This window comes from Paenalicyclobacillus ferrooxydans, from assembly GCF_001399675.1.
Taxonomy (GTDB): Bacteria; Bacillota; Bacilli; order Alicyclobacillales; family Alicyclobacillaceae; genus Alicyclobacillus_B; species Alicyclobacillus_B ferrooxydans.
Genome location: NZ_LJCO01000041.1, coordinates 1 through 25,996, shown reverse-complemented (window position 1 = coordinate 25,996; position 25,996 = coordinate 1). Strand labels below are relative to the sequence as shown.

The 25,996-nt window shown below is 46.2% G+C and carries 26 protein-coding genes, 1 pseudogene and 1 riboswitch; of the genes and pseudogenes, 7 read left to right on the top strand and 20 right to left on the bottom strand.

The features are described 5' to 3' along the window. Positions 1-25: 25 nt before the first annotated feature. Positions 26-1,864 (bottom strand): ABC transporter ATP-binding protein, encoded by a 1,839-nt coding sequence (locus tag AN477_RS09095; RefSeq protein WP_083486101.1) that lies wholly within the window; start codon positions 1,862-1,864, stop codon positions 26-28. Between the two features lie 406 nt (positions 1,865-2,270). Between AN477_RS09095 and AN477_RS09090 the strand changes: the two genes are divergently transcribed. Then, positions 2,271-2,534 carry a hypothetical protein gene (locus tag AN477_RS09090; protein ID WP_054968860.1) on the top strand — a complete coding sequence of 88 codons (264 nt, stop codon included), beginning with the start codon at positions 2,271-2,273 and terminating at the stop codon, positions 2,532-2,534. A 106-nt stretch (positions 2,535-2,640) separates the two neighbouring features. Here AN477_RS09090 and AN477_RS09085 read toward each other — a convergent pair whose 3' ends face one another. The 4 genes from AN477_RS09085 to crcB all read right to left on the bottom strand — a co-directional run bounded on the left by AN477_RS09085 (position 2,641) and on the right by crcB (position 5,266). After that, positions 2,641-2,994, bottom strand: a complete 354-nt coding sequence (locus AN477_RS09085) for an SPW repeat domain-containing protein (protein WP_054968859.1) — start codon at positions 2,992-2,994, stop codon at positions 2,641-2,643. A 187-nt stretch (positions 2,995-3,181) separates the two neighbouring features. Next, positions 3,182-4,444, bottom strand: coding sequence for a tyrosine--tRNA ligase (gene tyrS, locus AN477_RS09080; protein WP_054968858.1), 1,263 nt, complete (start codon positions 4,442-4,444; stop codon positions 3,182-3,184). A gap of 64 nt (positions 4,445-4,508) precedes the next feature. Next, positions 4,509-4,871: a FluC/FEX family fluoride channel gene (locus tag AN477_RS09075; protein ID WP_054968857.1), complete on the bottom strand. Its 363-nt coding sequence runs from the start codon at positions 4,869-4,871 to the stop codon at positions 4,509-4,511. Next, entirely contained in the window at positions 4,868-5,266 is a 399-nt protein-coding gene (gene crcB / locus AN477_RS09070) for a fluoride efflux transporter CrcB (RefSeq protein ID WP_054968856.1), read from the bottom strand. The genes AN477_RS09075 and crcB overlap by 4 nt, the downstream gene beginning before the upstream one ends. Before the next feature lie 75 nt (positions 5,267-5,341). Beyond that, positions 5,342-5,401: riboswitch (Fluoride riboswitch) on the bottom strand. A gap of 184 nt (positions 5,402-5,585) precedes the next feature. On the opposite strand from crcB, the gene AN477_RS09065 reads away from it, so the two are divergent. Next, positions 5,586-5,900: a hypothetical protein gene (locus AN477_RS09065; RefSeq protein ID WP_054968855.1), complete on the top strand. Its 315-nt coding sequence runs from the start codon at positions 5,586-5,588 to the stop codon at positions 5,898-5,900. A 682-nt stretch (positions 5,901-6,582) separates the two neighbouring features. Here AN477_RS09065 and AN477_RS09060 read toward each other — a convergent pair. The 4 genes and pseudogenes from AN477_RS09060 to AN477_RS09045 form a co-directional block, all read right to left on the bottom strand. Then, positions 6,583-7,387 (bottom strand): annotated as a pseudogene (locus AN477_RS09060) (aldo/keto reductase). 213 nt (positions 7,388-7,600) lie between these two features. Next, positions 7,601-9,250 (bottom strand): mercury(II) reductase, encoded by a 1,650-nt coding sequence (gene merA / locus AN477_RS09055; protein ID WP_054968854.1) that lies wholly within the window; start codon positions 9,248-9,250, stop codon positions 7,601-7,603. A 134-nt stretch (positions 9,251-9,384) separates the two neighbouring features. Continuing rightward, on the bottom strand, positions 9,385-9,717 hold the full coding sequence (locus AN477_RS09050) for an ArsR/SmtB family transcription factor (protein ID WP_245631769.1): 333 nt from the start codon (positions 9,715-9,717) through the stop codon (positions 9,385-9,387). A gap of 487 nt (positions 9,718-10,204) precedes the next feature. Further along, entirely contained in the window at positions 10,205-11,650 is a 1,446-nt protein-coding gene (locus tag AN477_RS09045; RefSeq protein WP_425388150.1) for a SulP family inorganic anion transporter, read from the bottom strand. 615 nt (positions 11,651-12,265) lie between these two features. Here AN477_RS09045 and AN477_RS09040 point away from each other — a divergent pair. From AN477_RS09040 to AN477_RS09020, 5 genes are read left to right on the top strand one after another with little or no spacing between them, the layout of a single operon-like run. Then, entirely contained in the window at positions 12,266-12,589 is a 324-nt protein-coding gene (locus tag AN477_RS09040) for an ArsR/SmtB family transcription factor (protein ID WP_054968852.1), read from the top strand. Between the two features lie 15 nt (positions 12,590-12,604). Continuing rightward, positions 12,605-13,648, top strand: a complete 1,044-nt coding sequence (gene arsB / locus AN477_RS09035) for an ACR3 family arsenite efflux transporter (protein ID WP_054968851.1) — start codon at positions 12,605-12,607, stop codon at positions 13,646-13,648. Positions 13,649-13,663: 15 nt separating this feature from the next. Continuing rightward, the gene (gene arsC / locus AN477_RS09030) at positions 13,664-14,089 is read left to right on the top strand and encodes an arsenate reductase (thioredoxin) (RefSeq protein WP_054968850.1); all 426 of its coding nucleotides are present in this window, start codon (positions 13,664-13,666) and stop codon (positions 14,087-14,089) included. Next, positions 14,089-14,562, top strand: coding sequence for an ArsI/CadI family heavy metal resistance metalloenzyme (locus tag AN477_RS09025; protein ID WP_054968849.1), 474 nt, complete (start codon positions 14,089-14,091; stop codon positions 14,560-14,562). The genes arsC and AN477_RS09025 overlap by 1 nt, the downstream gene beginning before the upstream one ends. Before the next feature lie 19 nt (positions 14,563-14,581). Then, positions 14,582-14,860: a hypothetical protein gene (locus AN477_RS09020; RefSeq protein ID WP_054968848.1), complete on the top strand. Its 279-nt coding sequence runs from the start codon at positions 14,582-14,584 to the stop codon at positions 14,858-14,860. 107 nt (positions 14,861-14,967) lie between these two features. Here AN477_RS09020 and AN477_RS09015 read toward each other — a convergent pair whose 3' ends face one another. From AN477_RS09015 to AN477_RS08965, 11 genes are all read right to left on the bottom strand, one after another. Continuing rightward, a complete protein-coding gene (locus AN477_RS09015) occupies positions 14,968-15,288 on the bottom strand; it encodes a YnfA family protein (protein ID WP_211265988.1) in 321 nt (106 codons plus the stop codon). Positions 15,289-15,403: 115 nt separating this feature from the next. Beyond that, a complete protein-coding gene (locus AN477_RS09010; protein ID WP_054968846.1) occupies positions 15,404-17,320 on the bottom strand; it encodes a TnsD family Tn7-like transposition protein in 1,917 nt (638 codons plus the stop codon). 4 nt (positions 17,321-17,324) lie between these two features. After that, positions 17,325-18,986: an ATP-binding protein gene (locus AN477_RS09005; protein WP_211265984.1), complete on the bottom strand. Its 1,662-nt coding sequence runs from the start codon at positions 18,984-18,986 to the stop codon at positions 17,325-17,327. Further along, positions 18,970-21,156, bottom strand: coding sequence for a Mu transposase C-terminal domain-containing protein (locus AN477_RS09000; protein ID WP_211265983.1), 2,187 nt, complete (start codon positions 21,154-21,156; stop codon positions 18,970-18,972). Before AN477_RS09000 ends, AN477_RS09005 begins: the two co-directional genes overlap by 17 nt. Next, positions 21,131-21,958 carry a TnsA endonuclease C-terminal domain-containing protein gene (locus tag AN477_RS08995; protein WP_169787867.1) on the bottom strand — a complete coding sequence of 276 codons (828 nt, stop codon included), beginning with the start codon at positions 21,956-21,958 and terminating at the stop codon, positions 21,131-21,133. Before AN477_RS08995 ends, AN477_RS09000 begins: the two co-directional genes overlap by 26 nt. Before the next feature lie 162 nt (positions 21,959-22,120). Further along, positions 22,121-22,342 (bottom strand): hypothetical protein, encoded by a 222-nt coding sequence (locus tag AN477_RS08990; protein WP_054968844.1) that lies wholly within the window; start codon positions 22,340-22,342, stop codon positions 22,121-22,123. Between the two features lie 23 nt (positions 22,343-22,365). After that, entirely contained in the window at positions 22,366-23,223 is an 858-nt protein-coding gene (locus AN477_RS08985) for a tyrosine-type recombinase/integrase (RefSeq protein WP_054968843.1), read from the bottom strand. Positions 23,224-23,570: 347 nt separating this feature from the next. Beyond that, on the bottom strand, positions 23,571-23,798 hold the full coding sequence (locus AN477_RS08980; RefSeq protein WP_054968842.1) for a hypothetical protein: 228 nt from the start codon (positions 23,796-23,798) through the stop codon (positions 23,571-23,573). A 184-nt stretch (positions 23,799-23,982) separates the two neighbouring features. Then, positions 23,983-24,264: a hypothetical protein gene (locus AN477_RS08975; RefSeq protein ID WP_054968841.1), complete on the bottom strand. Its 282-nt coding sequence runs from the start codon at positions 24,262-24,264 to the stop codon at positions 23,983-23,985. Between the two features lie 136 nt (positions 24,265-24,400). Then, a complete protein-coding gene (locus AN477_RS08970) occupies positions 24,401-24,796 on the bottom strand; it encodes a four helix bundle protein (RefSeq protein WP_054968840.1) in 396 nt (131 codons plus the stop codon). Between the two features lie 15 nt (positions 24,797-24,811). Beyond that, positions 24,812-25,111, bottom strand: a complete 300-nt coding sequence (locus AN477_RS08965) for a hypothetical protein (protein ID WP_054968839.1) — start codon at positions 25,109-25,111, stop codon at positions 24,812-24,814. Positions 25,112-25,996: the final 885 nt, after the last annotated feature.

The window sequence follows — 25,996 nt, the reverse complement described above, 5'->3', positions numbered from 1 at the left end:
TCGTCTCGGTGGTCCTTCTGTGCAGTCAATTGCGATGCCCCCTCTCTACAGGGAAAATACCATCCGATACACTCAGCACCTCGATGGGTTCACCAGATGAGTCATCGAGTTCCAGTTGATCGCTTGTGTCCGAGTCAAGTTGCTGTCGAACGTACTGCTCATAATACCAACCAGCTTTAGCCATTAAGGAGTCATGTGTTCCTTGCTCTGCAATTCTCCCCTCGTCTAAAACCACGATCCAGTCGGCATGCTCAACTGCACTCAGTCGATGAGTCACAATAATGGTCGTTCGGCCAACCCTGGTTTCCCGGACGGCATCTACAATATGCGCCTCCGTTCTGGCATCTACAGCAGACATGGCATCATCGAGAATTAAAATCTCCGGCTCCAGGATCAGTGCACGCGCAAGTGCGATCCGCTGCTTCTGTCCTCCAGACAGGGATACCCCCCGCTCTCCAACGAGTGTTTGCAACCCGTTTGGCAGATGAAGAATGTCGCGAAGAAATCCTGCTCTGTCAAGCGCGGTGTACACTTCCTTCTCACTGGCTTCCGAATAAGCGAACCTGACATTCTCCTCGACTGTTCGTGAAAAGAGCATCGAGTCCTGCGGGACGTACCCAAGCCAGCTGTGCACCTCAGCGAGTGAGATATCTTCAATGGGGACTTCGTTTACCCTCAGTGACCCGGTGTAAGCCGGGGGGTACTCTCGTAGTAGTTGCCGAACCAAGGTGGACTTACCGCTGCCCGTCCGCCCGACAATGCCAAGTGTCTCTCCCCGCTGAACCCTCAGCGTAATATCCTTCAGGTTATCTGACTGCGACGAAGGATATCGAAATGTCAGATGCGAAAAGTCAATCACCTCAGGTACACCTGCCCTGACCGGTTGAACGGCGTCTTGAACGTCTGGGGTGTAAGCAAGGGTTTCCTCTACACGATCGAGGGATGCATTCCCGCGCTGCATGACATTAATCAGTTCTCCAATGGCTAACATGGGCCATATGAGCATACCCAAGTAGACGTTAAAAGCAGTCAATTCTCCGAGTGTCAACTGACTCTTGAACACCAAATAAGCACCATAACCAAGTCCGATTAAGTAGGTTGTTCCAATCAGGAACTTAATGGTCGGTTCAAACAGAGAATCAATTTGTGCCACAGCCAGGTTCTTTTGAAAGACATCGTCCGTTGTCTCGCGAAAGCGCCGTTCCTCCGCTCGTTCTTGGACGTAAGCCCGGATAACCCGGATGCCTGACACCGTTTCCAAAACACGGTCATTCATATCACCAAAGGCATCCTGAGCAAGCGTAAATCGTTCGTGTACGAGTTTCCCGTATTTGGTCATTGCAATGGCGATGATAGGAAGCGGTATCAAGGATACCAGAGTTAACTTCCAACTGATTAGAGTACCCATGGTCACGAGAATAGTGGCTGAGAACGTAGTGGAATCCACCAGCGTCATAATTCCAAATCCCGCTGTTTGAGAGACCGCATTTAAATCATTTGTGGCCCGAGCCATCAGATCACCAGTTCGATTGCGTTCGAAAAATGTAGGCGTCATCCGCAGGAAGTGCTTCATCAGTCGGTGACGAAGCGTTTTCTGGAGCAGGTTGGCACCGCCAAACAACTGGTATTGCCACGTGAACCCAAACCCATAGTTGATGATGATGAGCCCGATATACAGAGCAAAGGTCCAAAGTAAATGATTTGCCGTCAAGGTGCCTTGGTTCATCCTGTCGATGACTTGGCCAACAAGTGCAGGAGGCGCGACCTCAACAAAGTTCAGTGCCAGCAAGAGAACCAAGGCAATTGTATAGCGCCGTTTGTGCTCTCGGAAAAACCAACCCAGCTTTCTAAGTACGATAAACATGCAACGACCCCCATAAAAAAAACACAACGCGCATGCGTTGTGCCTCGAATTCAAGAAGAAAAGATTCAGGACATACCAAACGCAGGTCAATACTGGAATAATGACCTGCGTGAACATTTATATCACGTTTCACATGCTGTAGACATCCGTCAGGATCATATTCCCATTATGCAATTTGATGCGTAACCTGTTTGTTTGCGCATGGGAATAGCCTCCATCGTGAATTGGTGTCAGTATATGTTAAACGACAAAGAAACATACCTCTTCTTCATTGCAGAATGTACCATTTGGTTATGAAAACTGTCAACCAAGTCCTTGACATGAGATGACCGGCCCTTATAACCATGAATATTTTGGGCAAAACTCCACACACTGTCATAGATACAGCAAGAAACGGGGGAGTTCAATGACATCGTCAAACTTTAGTCTGATCTCGCGCCAAGAGCTGATGGACCTGTGCTGGAATCAGGGTCTCTCGGACGTACAAATTGCCCAGATGTACAATGTAACTGTGAATCAAGTGCACGAAAAACGGCGGCGGATGAACTTAATCCATGGACAGGTTACTGCTGAGCAGTTGCAGAGGATTGTTTCAATGACGGAGCGTATTAAAGGGTTACCCCTCGAGGCAATCACTGAAATCGAGGCCATTGTAAACCGATATCAATAACGCAAGCGAATCATCACAAATCAGGCAGGCGTGTACGCTCTCGAAGAGCCATCCGCCTGCCTCATCACCTGCATGTCATGCAGGAACCTGGTTCGGGGTCACAAGACTATACACCCGCTCGGTTCCCTCCATGCTTTGCCTCTCGGTTATCGATCAAACTCCAGATGTTCACGATAATGGTCACAACACCAGCGACAACCGTCGTGTAGTATTGGTCCAATTCGTAGTGTCCCGTGAATGGTTGTATGATGAACCAGAAACCACAAAGAAACGCCACCCAATTTTGCCACGTCTTCCAACTCTGCATCTGTACAGCTGTTGCGGCCCATACGGACGCAATCAACTGAATTGCACCCACAGTAACTGTAGTGTTTGTGGCCAGCCGCTGGGTGTGTAGTTCTAACGCCCAAGGGAGATAATCATCCACAAACCGATAACTGCGGACAGCCAGTTTCTCCATTTCATGCTTTATTCCCCCCACACGAGGATTCCCAACATTGGTCATCTTACCCTGGAGTTACAGAGCGTCGACCAGTGCAACGGTGACCTGCCATATTTTAACCACTGAGTAATTGAACAATTCCATGGAGCGGTAAATTAAAAAACCGCTGACCCAATATCAGGTCAGCGGGCATGAAGCTCGACGCTTATTCGAACTTCAGCAAAAAGTACTTCTTCTTGCCACGGCGGAAAACGAGGTATTCACTTCCGAACATATCCTCTCTCCCAAAAGTACGCTCAACGTCGGTAACACGCACCCCGTTGACACTGACAGCTCCGTTGGTGACATCTTCCCGAGCCTGACGTCTCGATGTACAGGCGCCTGATGCAACGAGCAACGACACGATATCCATCGGATCGCCAGCAGCAATGACCGTTGACGGTACACCTTGAAATACATCTTGCAACTCGGTAACGGTCAGGCCTTCAATATTGCCACTGAAAAGTACACCCGACATGTGAATAGCCCGTTCTGTCTCTGCTTTCCCATGCACCAGTGCGGTGATTTGTTCAGCGAGAACCTTTTGAGCTTTGCGGCCACCGGGATTGGTTTGAACCTCCTGCTCGAGTTCGTCGATTTCCTCTCGCGACAGGAACGTAAAGTACTTCAGAAAGCGAATGACATCCTCGTCGCCTGTATTGACCCAAAATTGATAGAACTGGTACACCGAGGTTTTTGTTTCGTCCAACCATACGGCACCAGACTCTGTTTTACCAAATTTAGTCCCGTCCGCCTTCGTGACGAGAGGCAATGTGAGGCCGTATCCTTGTTGCCCAGTAACACGGCGAATAAGATCAATGCCGGCAACGATGTTCCCCCATTGGTCAGAGCCGCCAATTTGAAGCACACAGTCATGTCGATTGAAAAGTTCAAGAAAGTCGTTAGCTTGCAATAGCATATAACTGAATTCCGTGAACGAGATGCCGCCCTCTAACCGAGTGGCCACTGATTCCCGACTGAGCATTGTATTCACACTGAAGTTTTTCCCAACATCACGCAAAAACTCAATCACAGTCATAAACTTCGACCAGTCGAGGTTGTTTACAACTTGTCCCTTGTTTTCACTGCGCTCAAAGTCGATGAAGCGCGACAACTGGTTTTGGATCTTCTCCGTCCACCCCTCCACGACCTCAGGTGAATTGAGTGTCCGTTCGGACTTCCGTCCGCTCGGGTCACCAATCAGCCCCGTTGCACCGCCAACGACTGCAATCGGCTTATGGCCAGCCAGTTGAAACCGCCGCAGTGTCAGAATGGGCAGCAAGCTGCCAATGTGCAGACTATCTGCAGTCGGATCGAAACCTACATAAAGTGAGATAGATTGCTCGTCGAGCAATCTCGCCAACTCATCTCGGTCCGTAATTTGAAACAGCAGTCCCCTGTATTCTAGATCCTCTAACATATGGCTCATAATGCGCTCCCTTCGACATGTATCCATAATCTCATTATGACACACGATGCAACGAATCAGTCACTCAAACCCACTGCGTCACATATGCAATCAGAAAACCCAACCCAAGCGAACTCGCGAGGTACAGGATAGCTAGTCCTCGGTGTGTTCGCAGCAGTTGCCGAGCTTCCACGGACATGGTGGAGAACGTTGTAAAGCCGCCACACAGACCAGTACCAAGCAACATCCACCAATCCAAGTGATGGTGGACGCTATCCAACTCCCGGAAGAAAATCCCCAGCAACAGCGTGCCTGTCATATTAATCCACCATGTTCCCCAAGGAAACACACCGCGAATGCGTGAAGTGATAAGACGCCCGGCCCCGTATCGAAACAACGATCCCACAGCTGCACCAATACTGACTAAAACAGCTGATATGAGGCTCATGACGCCACTTCTTGCTCAGCCACTACTCGGCCCCCGAGCAGCAACCCGCCAATCCATTCGCCGAACATAACGAACAGTACACCACCGACAATGCTGACAAAGCCATACGCAATCGCCAGACCCACGTGTCGTGCAACTAATTCTGATAATTCTAGACTAAATGTAGAAAACGTTGTAAAGGCTCCAATCATGCCTGTACCGAGCCCCAACCGCAGCCAAGAGGGCCATTGCCTTTCATCTGCAACGAAGTAAATTAGTCCAAGCAACATGGCGCCGATCAGATTCACAGTAATTGTCCCGAGCGGCAGAGACATCGGCGTTGGGACGAGCACTTCAACAAGATACCGGAACAGGCCTCCGATAAGCCCACCCACTCCGATAGCAATCAAGTTCATACGATCGACACCCCCCTCTCCAAGCGGCGAATTATCATATCAAAACGCAGGTAGGCTCCTGCAGACGGTTTTTAGTCATCCACAGGAGCCATTAGCCTCGAGGCGGTTATGGTGAGCTCCATCACCTTTCACAACTCATGATAGCGAATCCTCTGCGAGATTACAAATGAAAGATGCTGAAGAACGGGCGTTTGTGGGTTGTATCACAGTGGTACGCTCCATACGCTGACATAAGCCGTGTGGATTTTGCCCTGCTGTTTCAGATTTCAACAGAAGGATTGTTGAGCAACTCTGTCACGAAGTTTGGAGGATGTTCTTCATGAGTGCGTCAGCAACACTGCTCGTCTGGATGTTAGAACAGGACTTGTACGGAAACATTCCGCTGCATCGGGCAGTTCAGTTAGCCGCAAAGAGCATGGACTTAATTTGGATCCGGGTCAACAAAAGTGCCCATACCTGTCCGGCAAGGTGTACTGGGCATCCCAACATTGGTCAGAGAACAGGCAAAGGACATGCATTGGTTATACAGATCACGGGACCGGCTGCCTTAGTGGAAGACTTTAATGACCAATACAAAGACCTGCTTCATACGGCGTCCGGAACTGCACTGCTCTTGCATGGACGCTTCGTATAAGGCAAGGGGCACTGTCATCTCTTAGAATGACAATGCCCCTTGTCGTTTCACCATTTTTCCTGATTCACTTGGAGTCAAACAATTGAACACAAGTGGAGTAGTATGTTGTAATCGTCAAATCAAATTCTTCCCTGACCAACTCCCGCCTCAACCCTGCCTCTTCCCTTGCCCCACAAGGCTTCTCCCGCTTTTCCCTCCCTCTCTCCCATTTTTAACCGTTAAATGAAGTTCTTCCGTGGATCACGCCTTTTTCCACACGCTTTTCTCCGTGTTTTTTCCAGATTCATCGATTTTGCGTAAAATGAAGTTCTTCCGTGGAAGAACAGGGCAAGAGCGGGCTGAAGGGTCATGGGAGAGCAGATTTTGTCATGTGTTTTTTCTCATTTTTGATCGGGCATGGTTCAGGAATCCTTGATATATCGGGCTTTTTCGCGTCTTATTTCCTTCGGTTTTTGTCTTACCCTTGCCCCAAAACGCCTCGTCCCCTCACTAAAAAAACACGGGCGAATTCAGGCTTTCGACCCGAATCCACCCGTGCTGTAGGGAACAACTTATTTTACTCAGAGTAGAACTTATTTTGCTGGAGTAGATCGGCTTTTTGCGAAGATATAGAAGCAGGGATGACGGGACAAGGGGGAAGACCAGGGATTATGCCTCGACAATCCCATATTTGTATTCAATCTCAAATATCCAGTTTGCGAGTACCGATCCATTTCACGATTTCAGGGTCGTTATGTGAAAAGAACACACTCTGTTTCGTATCCAACGTAGCAATCTGCTCCATATCTGCTTGGCTCAGTTCAAAGTCAAAGACATTGAAGTTTTCGATAATCCGTTCTTTATGAACAGACTTCGGAATCACAACGACCTCTCTTTGGATCAGCCAGCGCAAAACCACCTGTGCAACAGACCTCTTATACTTCCCAGCGATGGATACCAAAACTTCATTTTGGAAGAGGTCATTTCTACCTTCAGCAAAAGGACCCCAAGACTCAATCTGAACGTTGTTCTCTTGCATAAACTTGGCACTTTGGCTCTGCTGGCAAAATGGGTGTGTTTCAACCTGATTTACGGCGGGTGTAACTTCATTGTGTATGATCAAATCGATTAGACGATCCACATGAAAATTACTCACGCCAAGATCCATACACATCGCCAAACGGCTGATGAATGAGATACAAATCCAAATAATCCAATTGCAATCTTTGCAGTGACTTTTCAAATGCCTTCTTCGTGCGCTCGTAACCAGTGTCCTGAACCCAGAGTTTTGTCGTGATGAATAGTTCCTCTCTGGGCGCGCTACTCCGTCTGATTGCTCTGCCTACCGCTTCTTCATTTAAATACGAGGCGGCGGTATCAATTAGCCTATAGCCTGCCATAATCGCGTCATAGACACTTTGTTCACATTGATCTGCATCAGCAATCTGGTAAACACCAAAGCCGAATATAGGCATCTCAACACCATTGTTTAAAATTACTTTTTGCATGTGAATCTCTCCCTTATCCATTGTTAGTACGACAGCATAGATATTTGAATTTAATAAATACGAAGTCACATCCAATTTGGTAGTGAACCAAGGATATCACTGGAACAACCTAATAGATAACCATATATTAAGAAAGGACGTTTCCTACTGGAGCGTCCAATTTCTGCTGACTGGTAGTTCTGATCCTCATCCAATAGGTTACTTTTTATTTCCTCACCCAGCGCAACATGACAACTTGGATACATCCGTATCAAACATAAGCGTCGCCAGTTTTAACCCTTCCGCCATCGTCAGATAGGGAGCGAGCGTTCCTTTCAAATCCTCAATCGTAAGACCAAATTTCACAGCTAATACAGCCGAATAAATCACATCACCTGCATTTTCCGCCACAACATGTGCTCCAATGATTTTACGCGAAGTTGCGTCGGCTACGAGTTTTAATACACCTGTAGTTTCTCGATTCACAAGTGCTCGTGGAACCGCTTCAAGCGGTAATACCGACGTGATGACATCATAGCCTTGTTGTTTTGCGTCTGCCTCGGTCAGTCCTACAGTTGCAATCCCTGGATTGGTGAATGTGACCCCTGGGACGACCGATAAATCCACCTTCCGTCTTTCTTCACCGAAAGCATTTGCCGCAACCGTTGCCCCCTCATAAGCCGCTACATACACAAACTGCTGTCCAAGCGTGACATCACCTGCGGCGAAAATATCGGGGTTGCTTGTCGTTAAATACTCATCCACCAGTATTTCACCACGAGTACCGACGTTCACTTTGGCATTTTCGAGCCTGAGTGAACCCGTGTTCGGTGAACGTCCCACTGCCACCAGCAAGGCATCACCTGTGATGACACGAGCTTCACCGTTGACGGTTACATGTACACTCTTGATTCCGTTCTCTTCGGTCACACGCTCATACGTCGCGCCGTGTATGATCTCAATACCTTGTTCACGAAGGGCAGTTGTGACTGCTTCCGATACCTCTGGTTCATACGATTTTAAAATTCGACTGCTCCGTTGAATCATTGTTACGTTTGCCCCAAGGTTATGCATCATTTGTCCAAGTTCGAGCGCAATGTAGCCAGAACCAATAATCACAAGATGTTCTGGTAGGGCAGTCAGTTCAAGGAGTGATGTACTCGTCAGATAATCACTGTCTCTAAGTCCTGGGATATCGGGTACAAATGGGGAAGCCCCTGTAGCCACTAAAAATTTCGAAGCGGTGATCTGCCGCTCCCCAACCTGTACAGTATTTGCGTTTACAAAATGGGCTTCTCCGCGAATGAGGTCAAATCCGTACTCTGCAATTAAATCCTCGTACTTGTGTTGACGTAATTCGCCAACCAACTCGTTTTTCCGTTCTGTCAGTGTTTTTAGATCAACAGACCCCGATGAGGTATGTAGACCGATAAACGGGTTCGTTCTTGCCAAATGATTGATTTCACCTGCGCGAAGCATCGTTTTGGAAGGAACACAGCCAATGTTCACGCACGTACCACCAACAGTGCCGCGTTCAATCATGGCGATGCGAGCATTGTATTTTGAGGCTTCGATAGCCGCAGAGAAAGCGGCTCCGCCTGAACCAATGATTACGAAGTCGTAGTCAACGCTATTATCAGGATTAAAGCTTGGGTGTATCTCTGTAGATTCCTGCATTTCAATGCCAACGGGAGCGTAACCTGCTTCCTGAACTGCCTGGAATAATGCATTTAGGCTTGTTTCAGTTCCCGACTTGAAAATGACTTCTCCCTTGCGAAAATCAGCTTTCACTTGCGTTGCTCCAACCGATGAGAGCGCAGATTCAATGTGATCCTCACAACCAGTACACGTCATACCCTTGATTTTCATTTTGAAATCTTGCATATTGCACCTCCATACTCCATTGAGTCCATGTCAACGCACAACATGAATGTGAACACGGTACTCAGCTTTCCCTTCGCGTAGAGATTTTGTGAACTTGCAATCATAAAAGACTCATGAATCCTAAAATGCTTCTTTTACATTCTTGTACAATTACTGATATGCGCCGCATTGTCTGCCACAATTCCTTTAGCCAATTGCATGATTGTACGAACACGCTCATCTGTGACGCGATATAGCACGTATTTACCTTCTTGTCGGGATGAAACGTACCCGCACCACTTCAAACAAGCCAAGTGGTTGGAAACTTGACCTTGGGATACGCCAACCGCTTCAACCAATTCACCAACACTTTTTTCACCATCTAATAGCAGTTCCGTGATTTTAAATCGTGTTGCGTTTGACAACCCGTGAAAAAACTTCGCATACAACTCGGTTTGAACTTCCTCAATTTTTTGTAGTGGCTCCACTAAGATCACTTCCTCTCTGTTACCTGCCTCGGAGTACAATGGTCATCCTTGCAATTTCTCCATTTGTGGTGAACCGAACGTGCAAGAAACACCACACCAAGTAATGCAACCACGCCTCCAATAATCCAGTCCTTTGCTTCTACGAGAAACGTCGCGACAGCGGTAAGCCCTGCGCCAGCTAATAAAACGGGCAGTCCAGACCATCATAATCCCTGAAATCGCGAGCAAACTCCAAGATCCACTTTTATCAGGTTCTCTATTCATGTTTACACCTCGTCACATACATATTTATATATCTAAATATGACAGCGCGTCAATGGCACATTATCGGAACAAGCCCAAATGTATAACAACATGGTCCTTGTTCAACTAATGGCGTATTCTCACCATCGATCACATGTGGCGGGTGCCGACTCAAACTTTCCTATGGGGCTTCTTGCTGAAAACAAAAAGGAGATGATATGTAATCATCCCCTCCATGTAATTGTTATGCAGAAATCGCGCGTCCAGATTTACGTAGTAAGTCCTGGCTCTCTCTGTTTAAGCCAATGAGGTAAACCGACTTACCTAAATGCTCATACTTAGCAATCACTTTTTGAATTCCGATCACTGACGCATAATCCCACACATGTGTATGACTAAAATCAATTTGCACTTCGTCAGGATCATCCTGAATGTCAAACAAATCGACAAAGTGATTCGTCGTTCCAAAGAACATCTGACCTCTGATAATGTAAGTCTTCACTCCATCAGGACTTAGTGTGGTTTTGGCATGAATACGCGCCATCTTCCAACCGATAAAAACCGCGTTTAAGATAACCCCTACAAAAACTCCAATCGCTAAATCATTCGTGGCAACTACCGAAACCACCGTGATGACCATAACAAGCGACTCAAAAACAGGCACTTTTCTAAGATTAAGGAGCGATTTCCACTCGAACGTGTAAACAGATACCATAAACATAACCCCAACAAGCGCGGCAACGGGAATCTGACTGACAAGTGGCTTCAGTGCAACAATCAAAGTGATTAAAAATGCGCCCGATACAAATGTCGAGAGCCGCTTACGTCCACCATACCCAACATTTAAGACCGACTGACCAATCATGGCACATCCTGCCATAGCACCAAAAAATCCTGTCAGGATGTTGGCAATACCTTGCCCGCGAATTTCCCGATCCTTGTTACTATGCGAGTGTGTCATGTCATCAACCACTGTTGCTGTCATGAGCGTTTCTAAACTACCCACCAACGCAATTGGTACGGCATACGGTAAGGTGATGGACAATGTGTGCAAATCAAAAGGAACGGCAGGGATATGAAAGAACGGCAGATGCGCCTGTAGGTGCCCTATATCCCCAACTGTCTGCAAATGTAATTTAAATACGAAACTCACAGCAGTGATGACTATAATTGCGACGATCGACGATGGAACAGCCTTTGTTAAATACGGTAATCCCCAGACAATAGCAACTGTCACACCACAAACGACGTAGGCTACCATGCCCTGCCCAACGATATGTGGGACTTGTGCTAAAAAGATCAAAATGGCTAAAGCATTCACAAACCCAGTAACAACGCTATGCGATACAAAGGTAATAAAACGACCAAGCTTTAAGACACTTATAAGCAGTTGGATTACACCAGCCAGAACACCCGTCGCAAAGAGGTACTGATCACCATGATTCTTCACCAACAGCACCATCAACAGCGCCGTCGAACCCGTCGCACCAGATATCATGCCCAAACGTCCGCCAAAGATCGAAACTACAATTGCAAGGATAAACGCACCGTATAACCCAATCATCGGGTTCACACCCGCAATCATGGAAAATGCAATCGCCTCTGGAATCAGGGCAAATGCAACCGCCATGCCAGCCAATATATCCTTCCTGACATTCGACAGCCATTCCTCTTTTAAGTTTTTAAAAATCACAAAAAACCTCCCAAAATCAAGCATTTTATGGACTCTCAAGTCTCATGAGAGTCAGGGCACACAAACACCAAGCTACATTTCGATATGCAACACAAAACCTACTGATCCCTAAGCAACCTTTGATAAAAGCACCGTTCATTTCGTAGTAAAAAAGCAATAGACTTTCAGTCATTCTCCGAAAGTCGATCCGTTCCGTCTCAGGACTCTAAGTTTAAAACGGAACATACGTAAGGTCAACCAAAGAATTTTACCTGTAAGCGCACTCATCGTTGCAGTGACTGGGATAAATTTTTTATCCACTCATACACGATTAAGGATGAATTTATAACGCTCCTTCACGTTACAATGTGCACTATATCGCAAATATCGATTTTTTAAGAACAGCACCACGTTTTATGTACATTGAACCCTCCATTTTCCCACTTGAATCACACGTACGGATGTCGCCAACCACGGTAAATACCCAAAGCAAGGACACCCAGCATTGGTGTAAATCTCGTCAACAATGTATCTCCAAAAACAAGGTAGGTCAGTGAGTTTAACGAGGATGTGCCAATCAAACCACTTGAAATTACATAACCATATCGTTATATTGTTCATTGAGGTGGTTGTATGGATTTCGAGGAACTCGCCGCTACGCTGAAGGCTCTCGCTGACCTTACTCGTCTAAAGATCATCGCGCTCCTTCAAACTCGTGACTGCTGTGTATGTGAACTTGTTCCGATATTCAAAATTTCACAACCAGCCGTATCAAAACACATGAGTCGTCTAAAGACTTCTGGTCTGGTCAAGGAGACGCGCAAAGGAATGTGGGTGTTTTATTCCTTGAACCGCGATCGCTTGGAAGAACTTGGGATATCTCTAACGAATTTACCTGACTTGTCCGAAGAACTACGGCAACTTGAACAACAGGGCTTGCTCGTGCAGTGCGATTAAGGAGCGTGAAAACACTTGGTCAAACGGTTATCTTTTCTTGACCGATACCTTACCATCTGGATTTTCGCGGCGATGGTAATCGGAATTGTTTTGGGCTATATATCACCTGGTTTCGTCAATGGACTGAACCAATTGCAAGTCGGAACCACATCCATTCCAATAGCGATTGGTTTAATCCTGATGATGTATCCGCCGCTTGCGAAAGTACGGTATGAAGAGATCGGTCAGGTATTTCGAAACGGTAAAATCCTGGGACTATCACTTGTTCAGAACTGGGTCATTGGACCTGTTTTGATGTTTGTCTTGGCACTCGTCTTCCTTCGTGGTTATCCAGAGTACATGGTTGGACTCATCATGATTGGATTGGCTCGTTGTATTGCGATGGTCATCGTCTGGAACGACCTTTCTAAAGGAAACGCGGAATACGCGGCAGGTCTCGTAGCGTTCAACTCGATTTTTCAAGTCCTCTTTTATTCGGTCTACGCCTACATTTTCGTAACCATTGTTCCGCAATGGCTCGGATTCCACAGCATGGTCATCCACATTACCATCGCTGAAGTAGCAAAGAGTGTCTTCATCTTTTTAGGCATCCCGTTCTTGGCGGGTGCGATTACCCGTTACATCTTTGTGAAAGCAAAGGGGCGTTCGTGGTACGAGAAGAATTTCGTGCCGAAAATCAGCCCAATTACACTCATTGCACTGTTATTCACCATCATTGTCATGTTCTCGCTTAAAGGCAATTTAATTGTTCGCTTGCCGATGGATGTCGTTCGAATTGCAATTCCGCTACTCATCTACTTTGTCGTCATGTTTCTTGTGTCCTTCTTTATGGGTAAACGTGCTGGAGCCGACTACTCGGTGACTTGTACCCTGTCTTTTACTGCGGCAAGTAACAACTTTGAACTTGCAATCGCTGTTGCCGTCGGTGTGTTTGGCATCAACTCTGGTGCCGCCTTTGCCGCAGTCATCGGTCCTTTAGTGGAAGTACCCGTGATGATTGCACTCGTGAAGGTCGCACTTAAGTTCCAACAAAGATATTTTCAAAAGGCAACAGCCTAAACGGAGGGAATTGTCATGGCAAACAAACGACTTATTTATTTCTTGTGCACAGGCAACTCATGCCGCAGTCAAATGGCAGAAGGCTGGGCAAGACATCTCGGTGGGGACAAGATTGAGGTTTATAGTGCAGGAATTGAAACCCATGGTCTCAATCCAAGAGCCGTCTCTGCCATGAAGAATGCGGGTGTGGATATCTCCCATCACACATCGGATTTGATCGACCTTGAAATTCTGAACAAAGCTGACTATGTAATCACCCTTTGCGGCGATGCCAACGACAAGTGCCCTGTCACACCTCCACACGTCAATCGTTTGCACTGGGGATTTGAAGACCCTGCAAAAGCTACGGGATCTGAACAGGAAATTACCGCAAAGTTTCATGAGGTGCGGGATGCCATTAAAGAACGCATTGCAAAATTCTTGAAGGAGGAAATCAACTGATGACCATTAAACGCATGCACGTTGCCGTGAATTGCACTGATTTGGAGGCATCCTTGAAGTTTTATCGAGCCTTCTTTGGCGCGGAACCAACGAAAGTCAAGGATAACTACGCCAAGTTTGAACTTGATGAACCAGCCCTTCACTTTTCTTTGAATGTCCGTCCATTCGAGAAGAATGGCGTACTTAATCACTTGGGGTTTCAAGTCAACAATACCGAAGAGGTTTTGGCGATGGGTGAACGCCTGCGTCAGAACAATTTAGTGTTAATCGACGAAATGAATACTACCTGTTGTTACGCCGTTCAAGACAAAGTGTGGGTGTATGATCCAGACGGAAACGCATGGGAAATCTTCTATACGAAAGAAGACAGCGAGTTTGAAAGTGCCGAAGATGCTCGTCATAACTTTTCCTTGTGTTGTGCACCATCCGCACAACCGAGCTTTATTGAAATCGAAATTCCTTCAAAAAAGTGAACTCAGGGAGCGTTGGTGAATGAAAATTACAGACGCAGGAAAAACATATTTATCGGACTTATTGACAGAACACAATGCAGAAGGTATTCGTGTAATATTTGCTGGCGCGGGTTGTTGCAGTCCGAAACTTGGTTTGTCACTTGATGATCCCCATGACGATGATATCGTCGAAATCATCAACGACATTAAAGTCGCCATCGAAAATCGCGTGGTTCGGCACACACAAGCTGTTACGTTAGATTATCAAAGTACGGAAGCTGGAGCAGGGCTTGTGCTGATTGGACAAAGCAATTGTTAAGTTTCATCTTAATTAGAATACGCCTCCACAATTCCACAGGAGGCGTATTTCACTCTTTTGACACTGGACTTTCCATGCATGCATGCCTGTCTTCATCACCCGTAACTTTACTTTTTCAATAGCATGATAAATACCCCAACTAAGCAAATTGCCGCACCAACCCACTCATTCAAGTCGGGCGATTTTTTATCAACAAACCATCCCCAAAGTACAGCCATCACTATGAAAACACCGCCATAAGCCGCGTATGTTTTGCCAAACGAAAACTCCTGACGAGTGGCTACTACGCCATATGCAACCATAATAATTGCTCCAATGATACCGACCCAGAGCGGTCTACCATTCCTTAACCACTGCCAAATGAGATAGCCTCCACCAATCTCCGCTAATCCTGCTAAAACAAACAGAGCTACGGCTCTGAATAACATCAAATCCATCCTCCCTTTTTGAATATGCAAATCTGGCTCCAGGGCGAACAGATGACCAAATATACTGTTCGAATACAACAATGCTCCTGCTAATCATAGCAAAACAGCTTTATTTTCACGTAGAAATCTCAATTGTTTCAAAAATGTCCCGATGCCTGTCTGCCGCCTCCCCCCGAATTCCAGCCTTTCTTACAATCCTCCACCACTGTAAGTCCTGACCCTCACGCTCAATTTCCTGCATTGCCCACCTGATTTGCCGCATCTGAAAATCCTCGACATTTTCCTTCACCGACTCCAAATACGATTTCGTCTTCGGCATCTTCTTCAAATGTTTTTCCAACAGAGACAAGTAGCCAATTCGTTTCCCAATTCTGCTGATTGAAATCCGCTCTGGCTTACCATCCGATGTGAGTATCCTCGTCACTTCAGTCCCTACCAAAGCAAGAATTTCCTCGTCTCGCTTGCCCCAGTCAACCCTCAAATTTGTCGTGATTACCCGTTTTGGTTTCGGCGAATGTGCTATCAACCAACTCTTATCGTTGCGATAAAGCCATGTGTACAACGCCTTGTTCATGTGCCTAAGTTCAGTTCGTGACTTCTGCTCGTTCAGCCTCACCAATTCGCTCCAAGCATGCCGTTGACGTTTCCGAAGGTCATCAGGGACAGGAGAAGATGTTGCCTTGCAATCTTGTTGGGGAAGATCAGCGTACTTCTTTACAGTGTTGACATCGACGTGCAGTCTTCGGGCAATCTCCCGTAAACTCAAGTCTTCTTTCAAGAACTCACCGAGTTTCTGCTCCCACACTGACCCGAAAGCCTTTATTCTCCCAATCCTGTATTTGTCGTCTATGCTGGTGTCTGGTCCCTTCCGTGCATAGACAAACCCGCACGAACATAAGAAAGTACCAATCGCACGCTTCACCTTACTGTCGTATCGAATGGACATATCTTCAACGACGGGTTGTAAATAGTGATCGGCGGCTGGATTCAAACACAGCCACGGGGATGTTCCAAAGGGTTGGTACTGTGGGTCATTTACGAACATGTCATCCAAACTGATACCGAGAAACTGCATCAGGAGCAAGTGTCGTATTGGATGAAACGTCTTGCGATGCTTTCGCACCATAGCGTTCAGCCAGTTGTCGTCTCTCTCCGAAACGGAAGATTGCATGACCTCCAGAAATGGTTCCCCGTAATAGCTTAGAAACTCCCGTCGAAACTCCACTTGTCTTACATGACCATGGACATTGGCAAGTCCTATCTCCTTTAAACGAGCAACATAGTGGTTCGCAAACCATTCCATCGGACGATTCGCATAGCTGGAGTTGAGTAACTTATCCACATTGTCCACAAGCATTCGATATTTTGTGGATAACTCGTCATCTTCTAACAATATGGTTATCTTTGAAATGGCATCGTCCCATGCTGATGGGACATCTTCGACGAAGACTCCCTCTTTGTCCCCGTTTGTATCCTGCGTTTCTTGTTGATAATCCTCACGAGTGGCAGTCATGAACTCATGTCGGTTCATAGGTAACAATCGGCTTCGATACAGTGGAATCCTGTGAATTGGACATATATATACCCCAGGTACTTGGTGAACGCGATGCCAATGTGGCTCTCCCCAACGAATTTTATCCGCATCGAAACATTCACGACAGTATTTGAGTGTCTTATTCGTGCTGATGGAACTTGCCATAATACCGAGCCGCCCATGTACGGAGTGCCCAATGTCGCCTTTCATGGACTCAAAAACCAGGTTTGCCCGTTGTGGTGGAAGAAAGGCACTATAAAAGGGAAATAGGGTATGTGCTTTAATCAATACATCGGTTTTATACCGATGATTTACTGGCAGATTGCTCACCAAGGCATCAAAATGGGCTGGTAAGTCTACTACAGCCGTTACTGTAGTTATCCCGTACAAATCCATAATGGTTGCTTTTGGACTGATGTTGCCGCTCGCGGCGTGGTGGCGAGCCAGTATGCTATAGAAAACCTCGTCAACGAATGGGGTTGGAAAGAATGCAACCATATCCTTAACCCACACCAAACAAGGGATCGTCGGATGTAGGTTTAATAATTCCACCCTGTTTCAACACTTCATAGGCACTCAGTCCCTTCGTTTTGCCCTCTGCAACTGCAACGCGAATATCACCCTCGACAGCCTGACCCTTCAAAGCAGAGCGTTCATCAGTTTTATCCGACGCACCTTGGGCATGAAGAGCCAAAGCTGTTTTGACTACGGACGGCACAGTCAGGGTTTCCTTTCCCTCCAACACTTTGTTGACCAGCCGTTTGGCTGTCGCAGGTTGGATTTCAAGCTCTAACAGCTTGATGATGGACTCTTCTGTGACACTTGTTGCCTGACGTTCAACCTGTTTCTTCTTCGCTAATTGCAACTCCTTGATCTTCTGACTCATCCTGGCGGCTGAAGACTCCCGTTCGATAAACGAACTGATGTCGATGGGCTGGATATCCTCGTACTTAGCGAGTTCACGCACGTTACCAGATCGCAATGATGAAAGCATGGGTTGAACCAAACGTAGTTGTTCGTTAGCGACCTGCCGAAACAAGGACACATTTAACGTCTCTTTTCCAGAGGACATGGCACGGATCTGCGCCATAACAAAAATCTTGACCGCGATATCCACAATTCCCTGGCTAAGATCATACAATTCGGCACTCAATTCGGGTGTTAAAGTTACGGGTTTTTGAACCCATTGATAGTCCCAAAGTCCCTCAATTAACAAATTCCAACTTGCGTCCTGCTTCATTCGCTCCCAAACCATGTCTCCTTGCCCACTTCCACGCCTTGCCTGTCGAAACTGTGACTGGAGTACCCCCGCCGCTTTGTTGGTTCCGATTAGCACCACTGGGATTCCAATCGTATTGACCAGTGTGACGAAGTAATTGAGCATTTTCTCCGCCCCTTGGCTCTTGGCGGTACTCAAGTGTTGTATCTCGTCAATGACAAGCAAGCCCAATCCATATGTACGTGAAATCTGAGACATGGCAGGTTGAAGTGCACTAATTGGGTAACGTGCAGATCCGTATTGGCGGTAATATCTCGTGCCCAACAACAAATCAACATTTCGAAAGAAATCTATGGTTAAACCCTTGATTGATCCATCGTGGGGACAATCGACTTTCAGCCAGGTTATTTGATACTCACTGAATGGGATACCCTGATATTCCGAATGAACAATGACTTGTGGATACAATGATAAGATTCTATTGATAGCTGTGCTCTTCCCCAATCCACTCGGTCCGATAATCGTGAGTGCCGACTGAGAACGAAACCCTTGATTCCCGCTTGCCTCTACATGACGGCTCCTCATCCATTCTTGCGCCCCGTCGATTTGTTCCAAAAAGCCAGATTGAATTGGATTACGATACACATATCCCTGCCGTATGAGGCGTGAAATCCGATTTTCCAAGTCGAGATGAACGCCAAGTGGTTGGAAATACTGAAAGAGGCGTTGAACCAAATGAAAACGAATATGCGTCTCCAACTGTCGCTCTTTCGGATCAAGTGGAGGGTATATGGCTAAGTGGTCGATTACTCCCTCTTGCGACAGTATCGGTGGAAGTGCCTCGATAAACGGATTGTATTTGTAATCCACAACGTCCTGGTCTCGATATTCTGCAACAACAGCTTCGCAACCGTTTGGGATGAGCACCTTACTCATCGCTTCCATTGAATCTCTCCTTCTGCTTTCTCTTTAACAAAGCCAATTCGGAATTGAGTTCATCTTCCATAGTCTCTGGATTCAGTGGTACAACTTGCCCCTCACTTTGAGACTTTGGTTTGTCCAACACAAAGGCATCTACCTGGCGGTTTAACGCTTTCTCGACATGACGATTGATACGAATATCCCGAACTCGCTTGCTCTTACTCTCGCCCGTGTTGCGCTCCTGTTTTGTCATCCGTTCCGCGTCTTTGATGATGTCATCAATCTCAGATAGGAGATCCACTTTTTGCTGTAGCATCCTATCCTCGTTTGCACTTCGGTCGAACTTCTCTTGCTCAAGAAGATGCTCGATCTCCTCCAGGGTTTTGTCCCGATATCGCGCCTGATGATTGAGCAGGTAACACTTATCAAAGCCCTTGCCGTCCTCGTGCGGTATATAGATGTAGTTTAGATTTCGGGGATCGTAGGATACTGTGACTTTGACACTCTTACCATCATTTCGCGCTTTCTCGAACCATCGCTCTCGCAAAGCCTTCTCGGTGGAATACAACAAACCCTTAAAACAACGGATTCCTCGCGCGGTGATGGATGCTTGAACAGTGGGCATTAGGTGCAAACGCATTAAGTCTTCGGGGATAGTACGTAATTTTCCAGCGCGGTTTTGGATGCCCCAGTTCCACAGTTTCAGAGGTATTGGGGGTACATCGTCCGCAACCATTTGTGCATCCCGTTGGTACGAGTTCATCGAGGTGCTATTGTGATGCAAAACCGCCCGAATCATAATTTGGGTGAATTGATATAGATCGAGCGTCGCGTCAAGCCTATAATCATGTGACCCCCGCTCCCGAAAATCAGGTTGAATCCCGCCAGGTAATATAGGTTTTACATATCCGTTCAGTGTCTTGAAGAACCGTTCAACGATTGGTTTCCAGTCGGGTCGAAAGCTACCTGTAGTCATAATCTTTACATTCAAATTCCGAATGAGCGGCTCTGCCATTTTACTTGCCATCTCACCCTGATCAGCTAACAAAGCTTCTGGCAGGTGGTGAACTGGAAAGTCCTCTTCGGCTATATCGATGATGCCGTACTCCTTACAGAATTCAACCTTGTTTTGTACGGTATTGTAGAGTGCACCCATTGCTCCTAACCAACTTGGACCTTCCAAGCCAACATACAATCCACAGACCATGCGAGAGAACGTATCTATGACACCATAAACGACGGGTCTGCCGATGACCCAGTTACGGTTGTACCTTGAAACGAGATAAACATCAGCAATCGTAGCATCTATTTGATAGATACTACCAGGTCCGAAAGCTTGAGATGTACCATCCCCTAAAAGGGATCTATGACGCTGAAGGTAACTTTTCTTAGATTGGCGAGCAGATATTTCGCGTTTCCAGTCCCGTTCTTTGTAAAAATGATATTTGAATTGTCCAAGTGTCGGAGTTTCCGCAGTCGATTTTAGTACCCTCTGTTCTGTTCCCTCGGCATCCCGCACTGCATCCGAATAATACTCGCGGCGCATCAACTCGTAGCTACGTACAAGAGATAGTCCCTGCCCATAATAAAAACGGTTCAGAGCTACTCGGAATATCCGTTTGGTCGTTTCGTCAACATTGATCCCGTTTCCGACAATCTCTGCAAACTTTCGTGGGCGACCTCTCTTTCTTCCTATTAAAGTAGAGCTTCGGTTCATCACCCCCGCCCTGTAGTTAGGCACAAGTGCATTTTTGTGTTGTCCACGTTGCCAGAATCGTCGTAGATACGAGCGAATTGTTTTTTCGCTAACCCCAAATAGCACATTCGCCTTCTTTATCACGTCTGCACGATGACTCGGATAAAAGACGTTCGGCTGATTCTTCGTGCCCGTGACCACCTGAATAATCTCCCATGCCTTATCTCGAATGGCTCGTTCTTTTTCAGTTATAGAATTTTCGGTAATCAGATTCATGTGCGGATCATCCGACATGGCAACAACTTGCCCCAATGAAACCAACGTCAAGAGGTCATCTACTTGTCGAAACTTAGGAAGACTGGTTCGCCCCAAAATCTCGATGGTCACAACCTCCTTCTGGAGTCCATCAGTCCACAAAATACGCTCAATGTGATCGGGAGAGCCATCTTCGCCCATAAACTGAATCAGCATATTAACCGTCAACTGCATCTCGGACATCACCGCCATCCCTTATTGCATCACTCCCACGGACTAATTCCTTCACTGGTTTGCCCAAGTCGATACGTTCGTCCATGTTTACCAACACCTGTTTCTTCGCAATCAAATGACGCAATAACAACAACCCTGATCCTGGGGTGAGGTTGAATTGAGTGTCCAGAGCATTGGTGGCATCTCTCACCGATTTCCGAGTTCCGTCCAACCACTCAAGCAAAATGCCTTTCAATCTTGGAACATCCTGAACCGAAAACTCTGCGTCGTCATCCAAGTTCTTTGCTGAATGCACCCATTCAATATTCTTAGCTCTGGTGACGTTGATATCATGTTGGGTCACAATTCCCCAATCAATCTGCTTTTCGGCAAAATAGCGTCTTAGTAACTCGAAACGCTCCAAGACTTTCGACTTCTCCAACTCAGCGGCGGCTTTCACACTCCGAGCGATGTACCGTTTCGTCCCGTCTGCGTTCATCAGAGTTAAGAGAAAGGTTGTTACAAAAATATAGGCAGTGCCACCACTCTCCTTATCGCAATACTTGTCTAAATCAATATCGCAATCACCAAGAGTATCTTGGAGATCCAACGCTGGGTAATGCTCACGAATGTCCCAAATTTCATTCCCATCAAATTCGAGGAGATAGAAGTAGCGCGTCTCAATATCGCTCAAAAAGTGATGGATGCGACCAGTCTTCCAGCCCTTGATGCGACTGGAACGACCGTTCGAAGGGTAATCCTGCGCCGTAATCCAAGGGCGGTATCCTTCCAACTCACCCTGTCCCCGCCCCTCCTTCAACCACTTATTCATCTTCCCTTCTGTCCACGGCTGTTTCGCCATTGTTATCACATCCCTATCTTCAGACAAAAAAAGCGAGTGTCTTGCCTATAAGCGATGCTTCTCCGTTTTTTTTAAGGAGAATCGCTTGGCAAAACACTCGCCCATATTCGATCTGCAATCATTCAATGAAACTTAAGGCACTTGTTCCAGGTATCCCTTCGGTACATCAAGCACCAGACCATCTTTGCATTTTGGACATTCAAACTCATCATACCATCGTTCTTCTTCAGGTGTATCTGGCGCATTAACCATGTATGAATAGACTAACTTTGCCCCGCAACCCAAACAAACATTCGAAACAAAGAACGGTTCGTCATTCGGTCGCCTGTCCGATGGTCTATTTGGCTTAATCATCAACAAGCCCCCTATAATCAAACCTACAATAGTTCCGTTTTCCGTTTCATTTCTTCCCTGCTTGGGTGAGCATAAAGCATGGTTGTCTTCACATTGGAGTGCCCCGCGATTGACATGGTTTCATGAATCGAAAACCCCGACTCAAGTAAACGAGTGACAAAAAAATGTCTCAAAGAATGGGGCGTAATGACTGAACTGTACCTCTTGAAAAGTTTATTTACGACAGTTCTGTCCAGTCGCTCCCGCTCCCGCGATGAGAACAGGTACTCACTGTCCGATGTTCGTAACGATAAATACGCCCGTATTGCGTTAACGATTTTGGTATTTAGATAGACAGTTCTTTGCTTTCCACCTTTTCCCTTACGCACAACAAGCTCTTTCGTCTGCAAGTTGATATCCAAAACTTTTGTGTTGAGTAACTCACTAATTCGCAAACCGCTGTACGCCAACGTCGTCGTGATCGCGTACAATCGCTTGTCCCCTGCCTCCAATATCTCTTGACGGAAGCGTTCCACGTCTGATTTTTGGATCGTACACGGATTAGCGTATTCGCTCTGGACTCTACAAAAATCTTCTTTACCGATAACAACGTCATTCTGAGTGCCTCTCTTCAATAGGAAGGAGTTGTAAGAAACGAGTGCACTCATATGTCCGTTACAAGTTTTAGCACTTAAATGTTTACCCTTGTGCTTTTTAATGTTGAGAAGATAGCTTTTGTAATCAAGAACATTTTCACGGTAAAGCTTTGTGCATTCCATTGCATATGTATCACGGAACCATTTGAAGTATTGCTGAACATTCAGAATATACGTCTTAATGGTATTTACACTCTTACCCGATTGAGTCAGAAACGCCGAATATTCTTCGATGAAGTCTATCATTCTTCACCTCCACAATACGGTCGTAAATTCTGTTGCATTAAATTTGTGACTGGGTTCACGAACTTCTGTTGCACGATACCCAAATACTAACTCCAGATTCGGGCTTAAGCAATCTCGCAATTCAACATAAGTGACATTCTGACGCATTACTCTGGTAGCTTCACGATACTTTGAGATGTACCTATAAAAGTTGGAGCTAAAAGGTCGGGAGGCTAATGAACGGTAGGGTAATTACTACGTGGCGAGAACAAGCCTGTACCTCGAACCCACCACGATAAATAGCACACATGGGGATGAAATAAGGCAACGAAAGATGAAGAAAAAGTCTCTCTATATCATCAAAGACGCTAACCTCTTGAAATATCACCCGCCAGCTCCATCATCCGAATAAAGGCATCCTCGGAAAGTACATCGGAAATTTCCCTACCCTCATCGCTTGTTTGCATTCGAAGCGCGTCTTTACTCTTCCATTGCATACGTTGGCTTTCCAAGCATTCCTGAACCCATTCGCTGAAGAGAATTTCATCCTCTAAGTGGAAAACCGCCTCATGGTTGAAGTATTGCTCATCCCTCATGGTTATCCCTCCTGTTGCAAAACAGAATAGAACGTATGTTCCTAAATGTCCATAGGGTGAGAATAGCTGGTCATGAACGGATCAAGGGAAAGCACGTTTAGTAGCATTGGGGAACGAACTTACACATCGAGGTTTTCATAATGGATGAGTCCTTCGTCATGCAGGGCTCGACCCATGACTTGCTTTATCCGCCCGCTACCTCCAGCCAGTCAGGGGCAATCTCATCAACCCATTTATTGATCGTCATTTCCGCTTGTTCCAGTCGAGACAGGAGGTCTTCCAGACACTGTAGGTACGACTCTGCACCATTTAGGGAATAGCGATCAAACCCATTCTGCACTGTCGTAAGAAGATCAAAGAGACCGAGCGCGCGTGATTGCGACTTTGGGCGTGGGACCTCCTTGCGAATGGCATCTTCAAGCATGATCAACTTCTCATGAATTGGAATCAAATCCAATACGTTCATTATTTAACCTTCCTTTCGATTCATGGAGTGAACGTATCACTATTTTTGTATACGAACTTGGAGAACTGTGAGGTAGGGTTCTGGATACGAAGACATGTAACATTCAATCTCGGTTAGATGGAATTTCGAGTTAACATCAGGCGATTTGCGACTTGACTCGCTTAATCATGCCCACCAGCATTCTGATTAACTCGTCTGATTCCTTGTCCAGCTTCGTGTGAGTTTCTATGTCAATATAGCCGAGGTCTAAAGACAACTGCAAAAAGCACCGCGTTTCCTGCAACGAGCCTAAAGCATTCGACAGAAACATCATCTTTTTTCGCGGATACAACTGAAAACCGCAGGATTCGCTGATGTTCAACGGCACGCTACTACTGGATCGCTGACCTTGGGACCCCAAAGCATAGATTTCGTTTTTCGGGAATTTTCTGGTTAGGGCATAGACATCTTGACAGAGTTTCATAGATCGTTGCCAGATCGTCAGTACCCTGTAATCCCTCGCGATAAAGTCTTCGTCGTTATTACGGTTCAATCGTTTTCCTCCCCCCTATGAGACTGATTCGTAAAGCTCAGTAATCCGCCCTATATGTTCAGTGCTGTCCTGATACATTGCCTCACTCGCAAAAATATGGGTGGTCAACTCGCACTCTATGATTTCAACGCGAAGTGTATCCAGGACTTCTACCTTAGTTCCAATATAGGAGCAGTTCAGAAAAGCATTTTTGAGGTCTAAAGCTTTTTGACGCATATCGAGCAGTGCGTCAAGGGATTTCGGGTTAAGGGTCTGTAGGAAGACCTGGTGCTGGAGATTGTCCAGCCTTTCCATGATGTCTTGAATCGTTGTCAATTCCGCTTATCCTCCCTTCGTGGCGGTTGCCTATGATCCAATGATAGTCTGTGTCAAGCCTTTAGAATATAGATTTTCGGTCGAATGCTGTCTGAGCAACACCAGCAGGATATCAACCGTAGGGTTGTATGGAATTTAAGGGATAATGTCGAAAATCGGCAGGCAAATATACTTCTGAGGCGTGCTGTGCGTTTGGGTGATCATTATCACAAAGTTACAGTCTGTTGCCCACAGCGAAATTTACTTCTTAAACTGACATTCTGTACCGCCGCGAAGAAAGATGCATAAACATAGTTCAATCAAGATGACCTGATTTTTGTGATGTTCAACCCGTCGTGATTTCCAGAACGGCTCACTTTTGCCCCATAGAAAGTGGTATAGTTGGCGCGCGTCTTCCGCTTGATCGAAAATAATGAGATATAAAAGATTCTCTTGAATAAAGTGGTATGTCTCCCTCCTATCTAAGATAGTAGGTAGCCTTATACCACTTTTCTATGGTTTTATTTGCAAATTCTAATTACAAAGATTGGATTCAATCAACGCCTGCGCGTAGGAGACTACAACATCCTTTCGCAAACAATGAAGTCCATCAGACAGTATGTAATTATTGCGGTACAGCGTCCAACTTTATTAGGTTATCTTGCTCCGTAAAGGGAAAAACCGTGTCTCATCAGTCGCCTGGGGGCGACACAACCGTAAAAGGGTAATTTTGACTATCTCAAATATAGTGGAAAGGCACCACGTTCCGAGGTTCAATTGGTAGTGTCCCGTCAAGTGGTGTAAATTTGAGTGCAACCCCTTAGTGTCGGCTATTTATGCAACACTGACGTTGGCGCCAGCAATTGCTGTTCGTCGGTACCGGTGAGTTTTGCCATGGACTCTCGG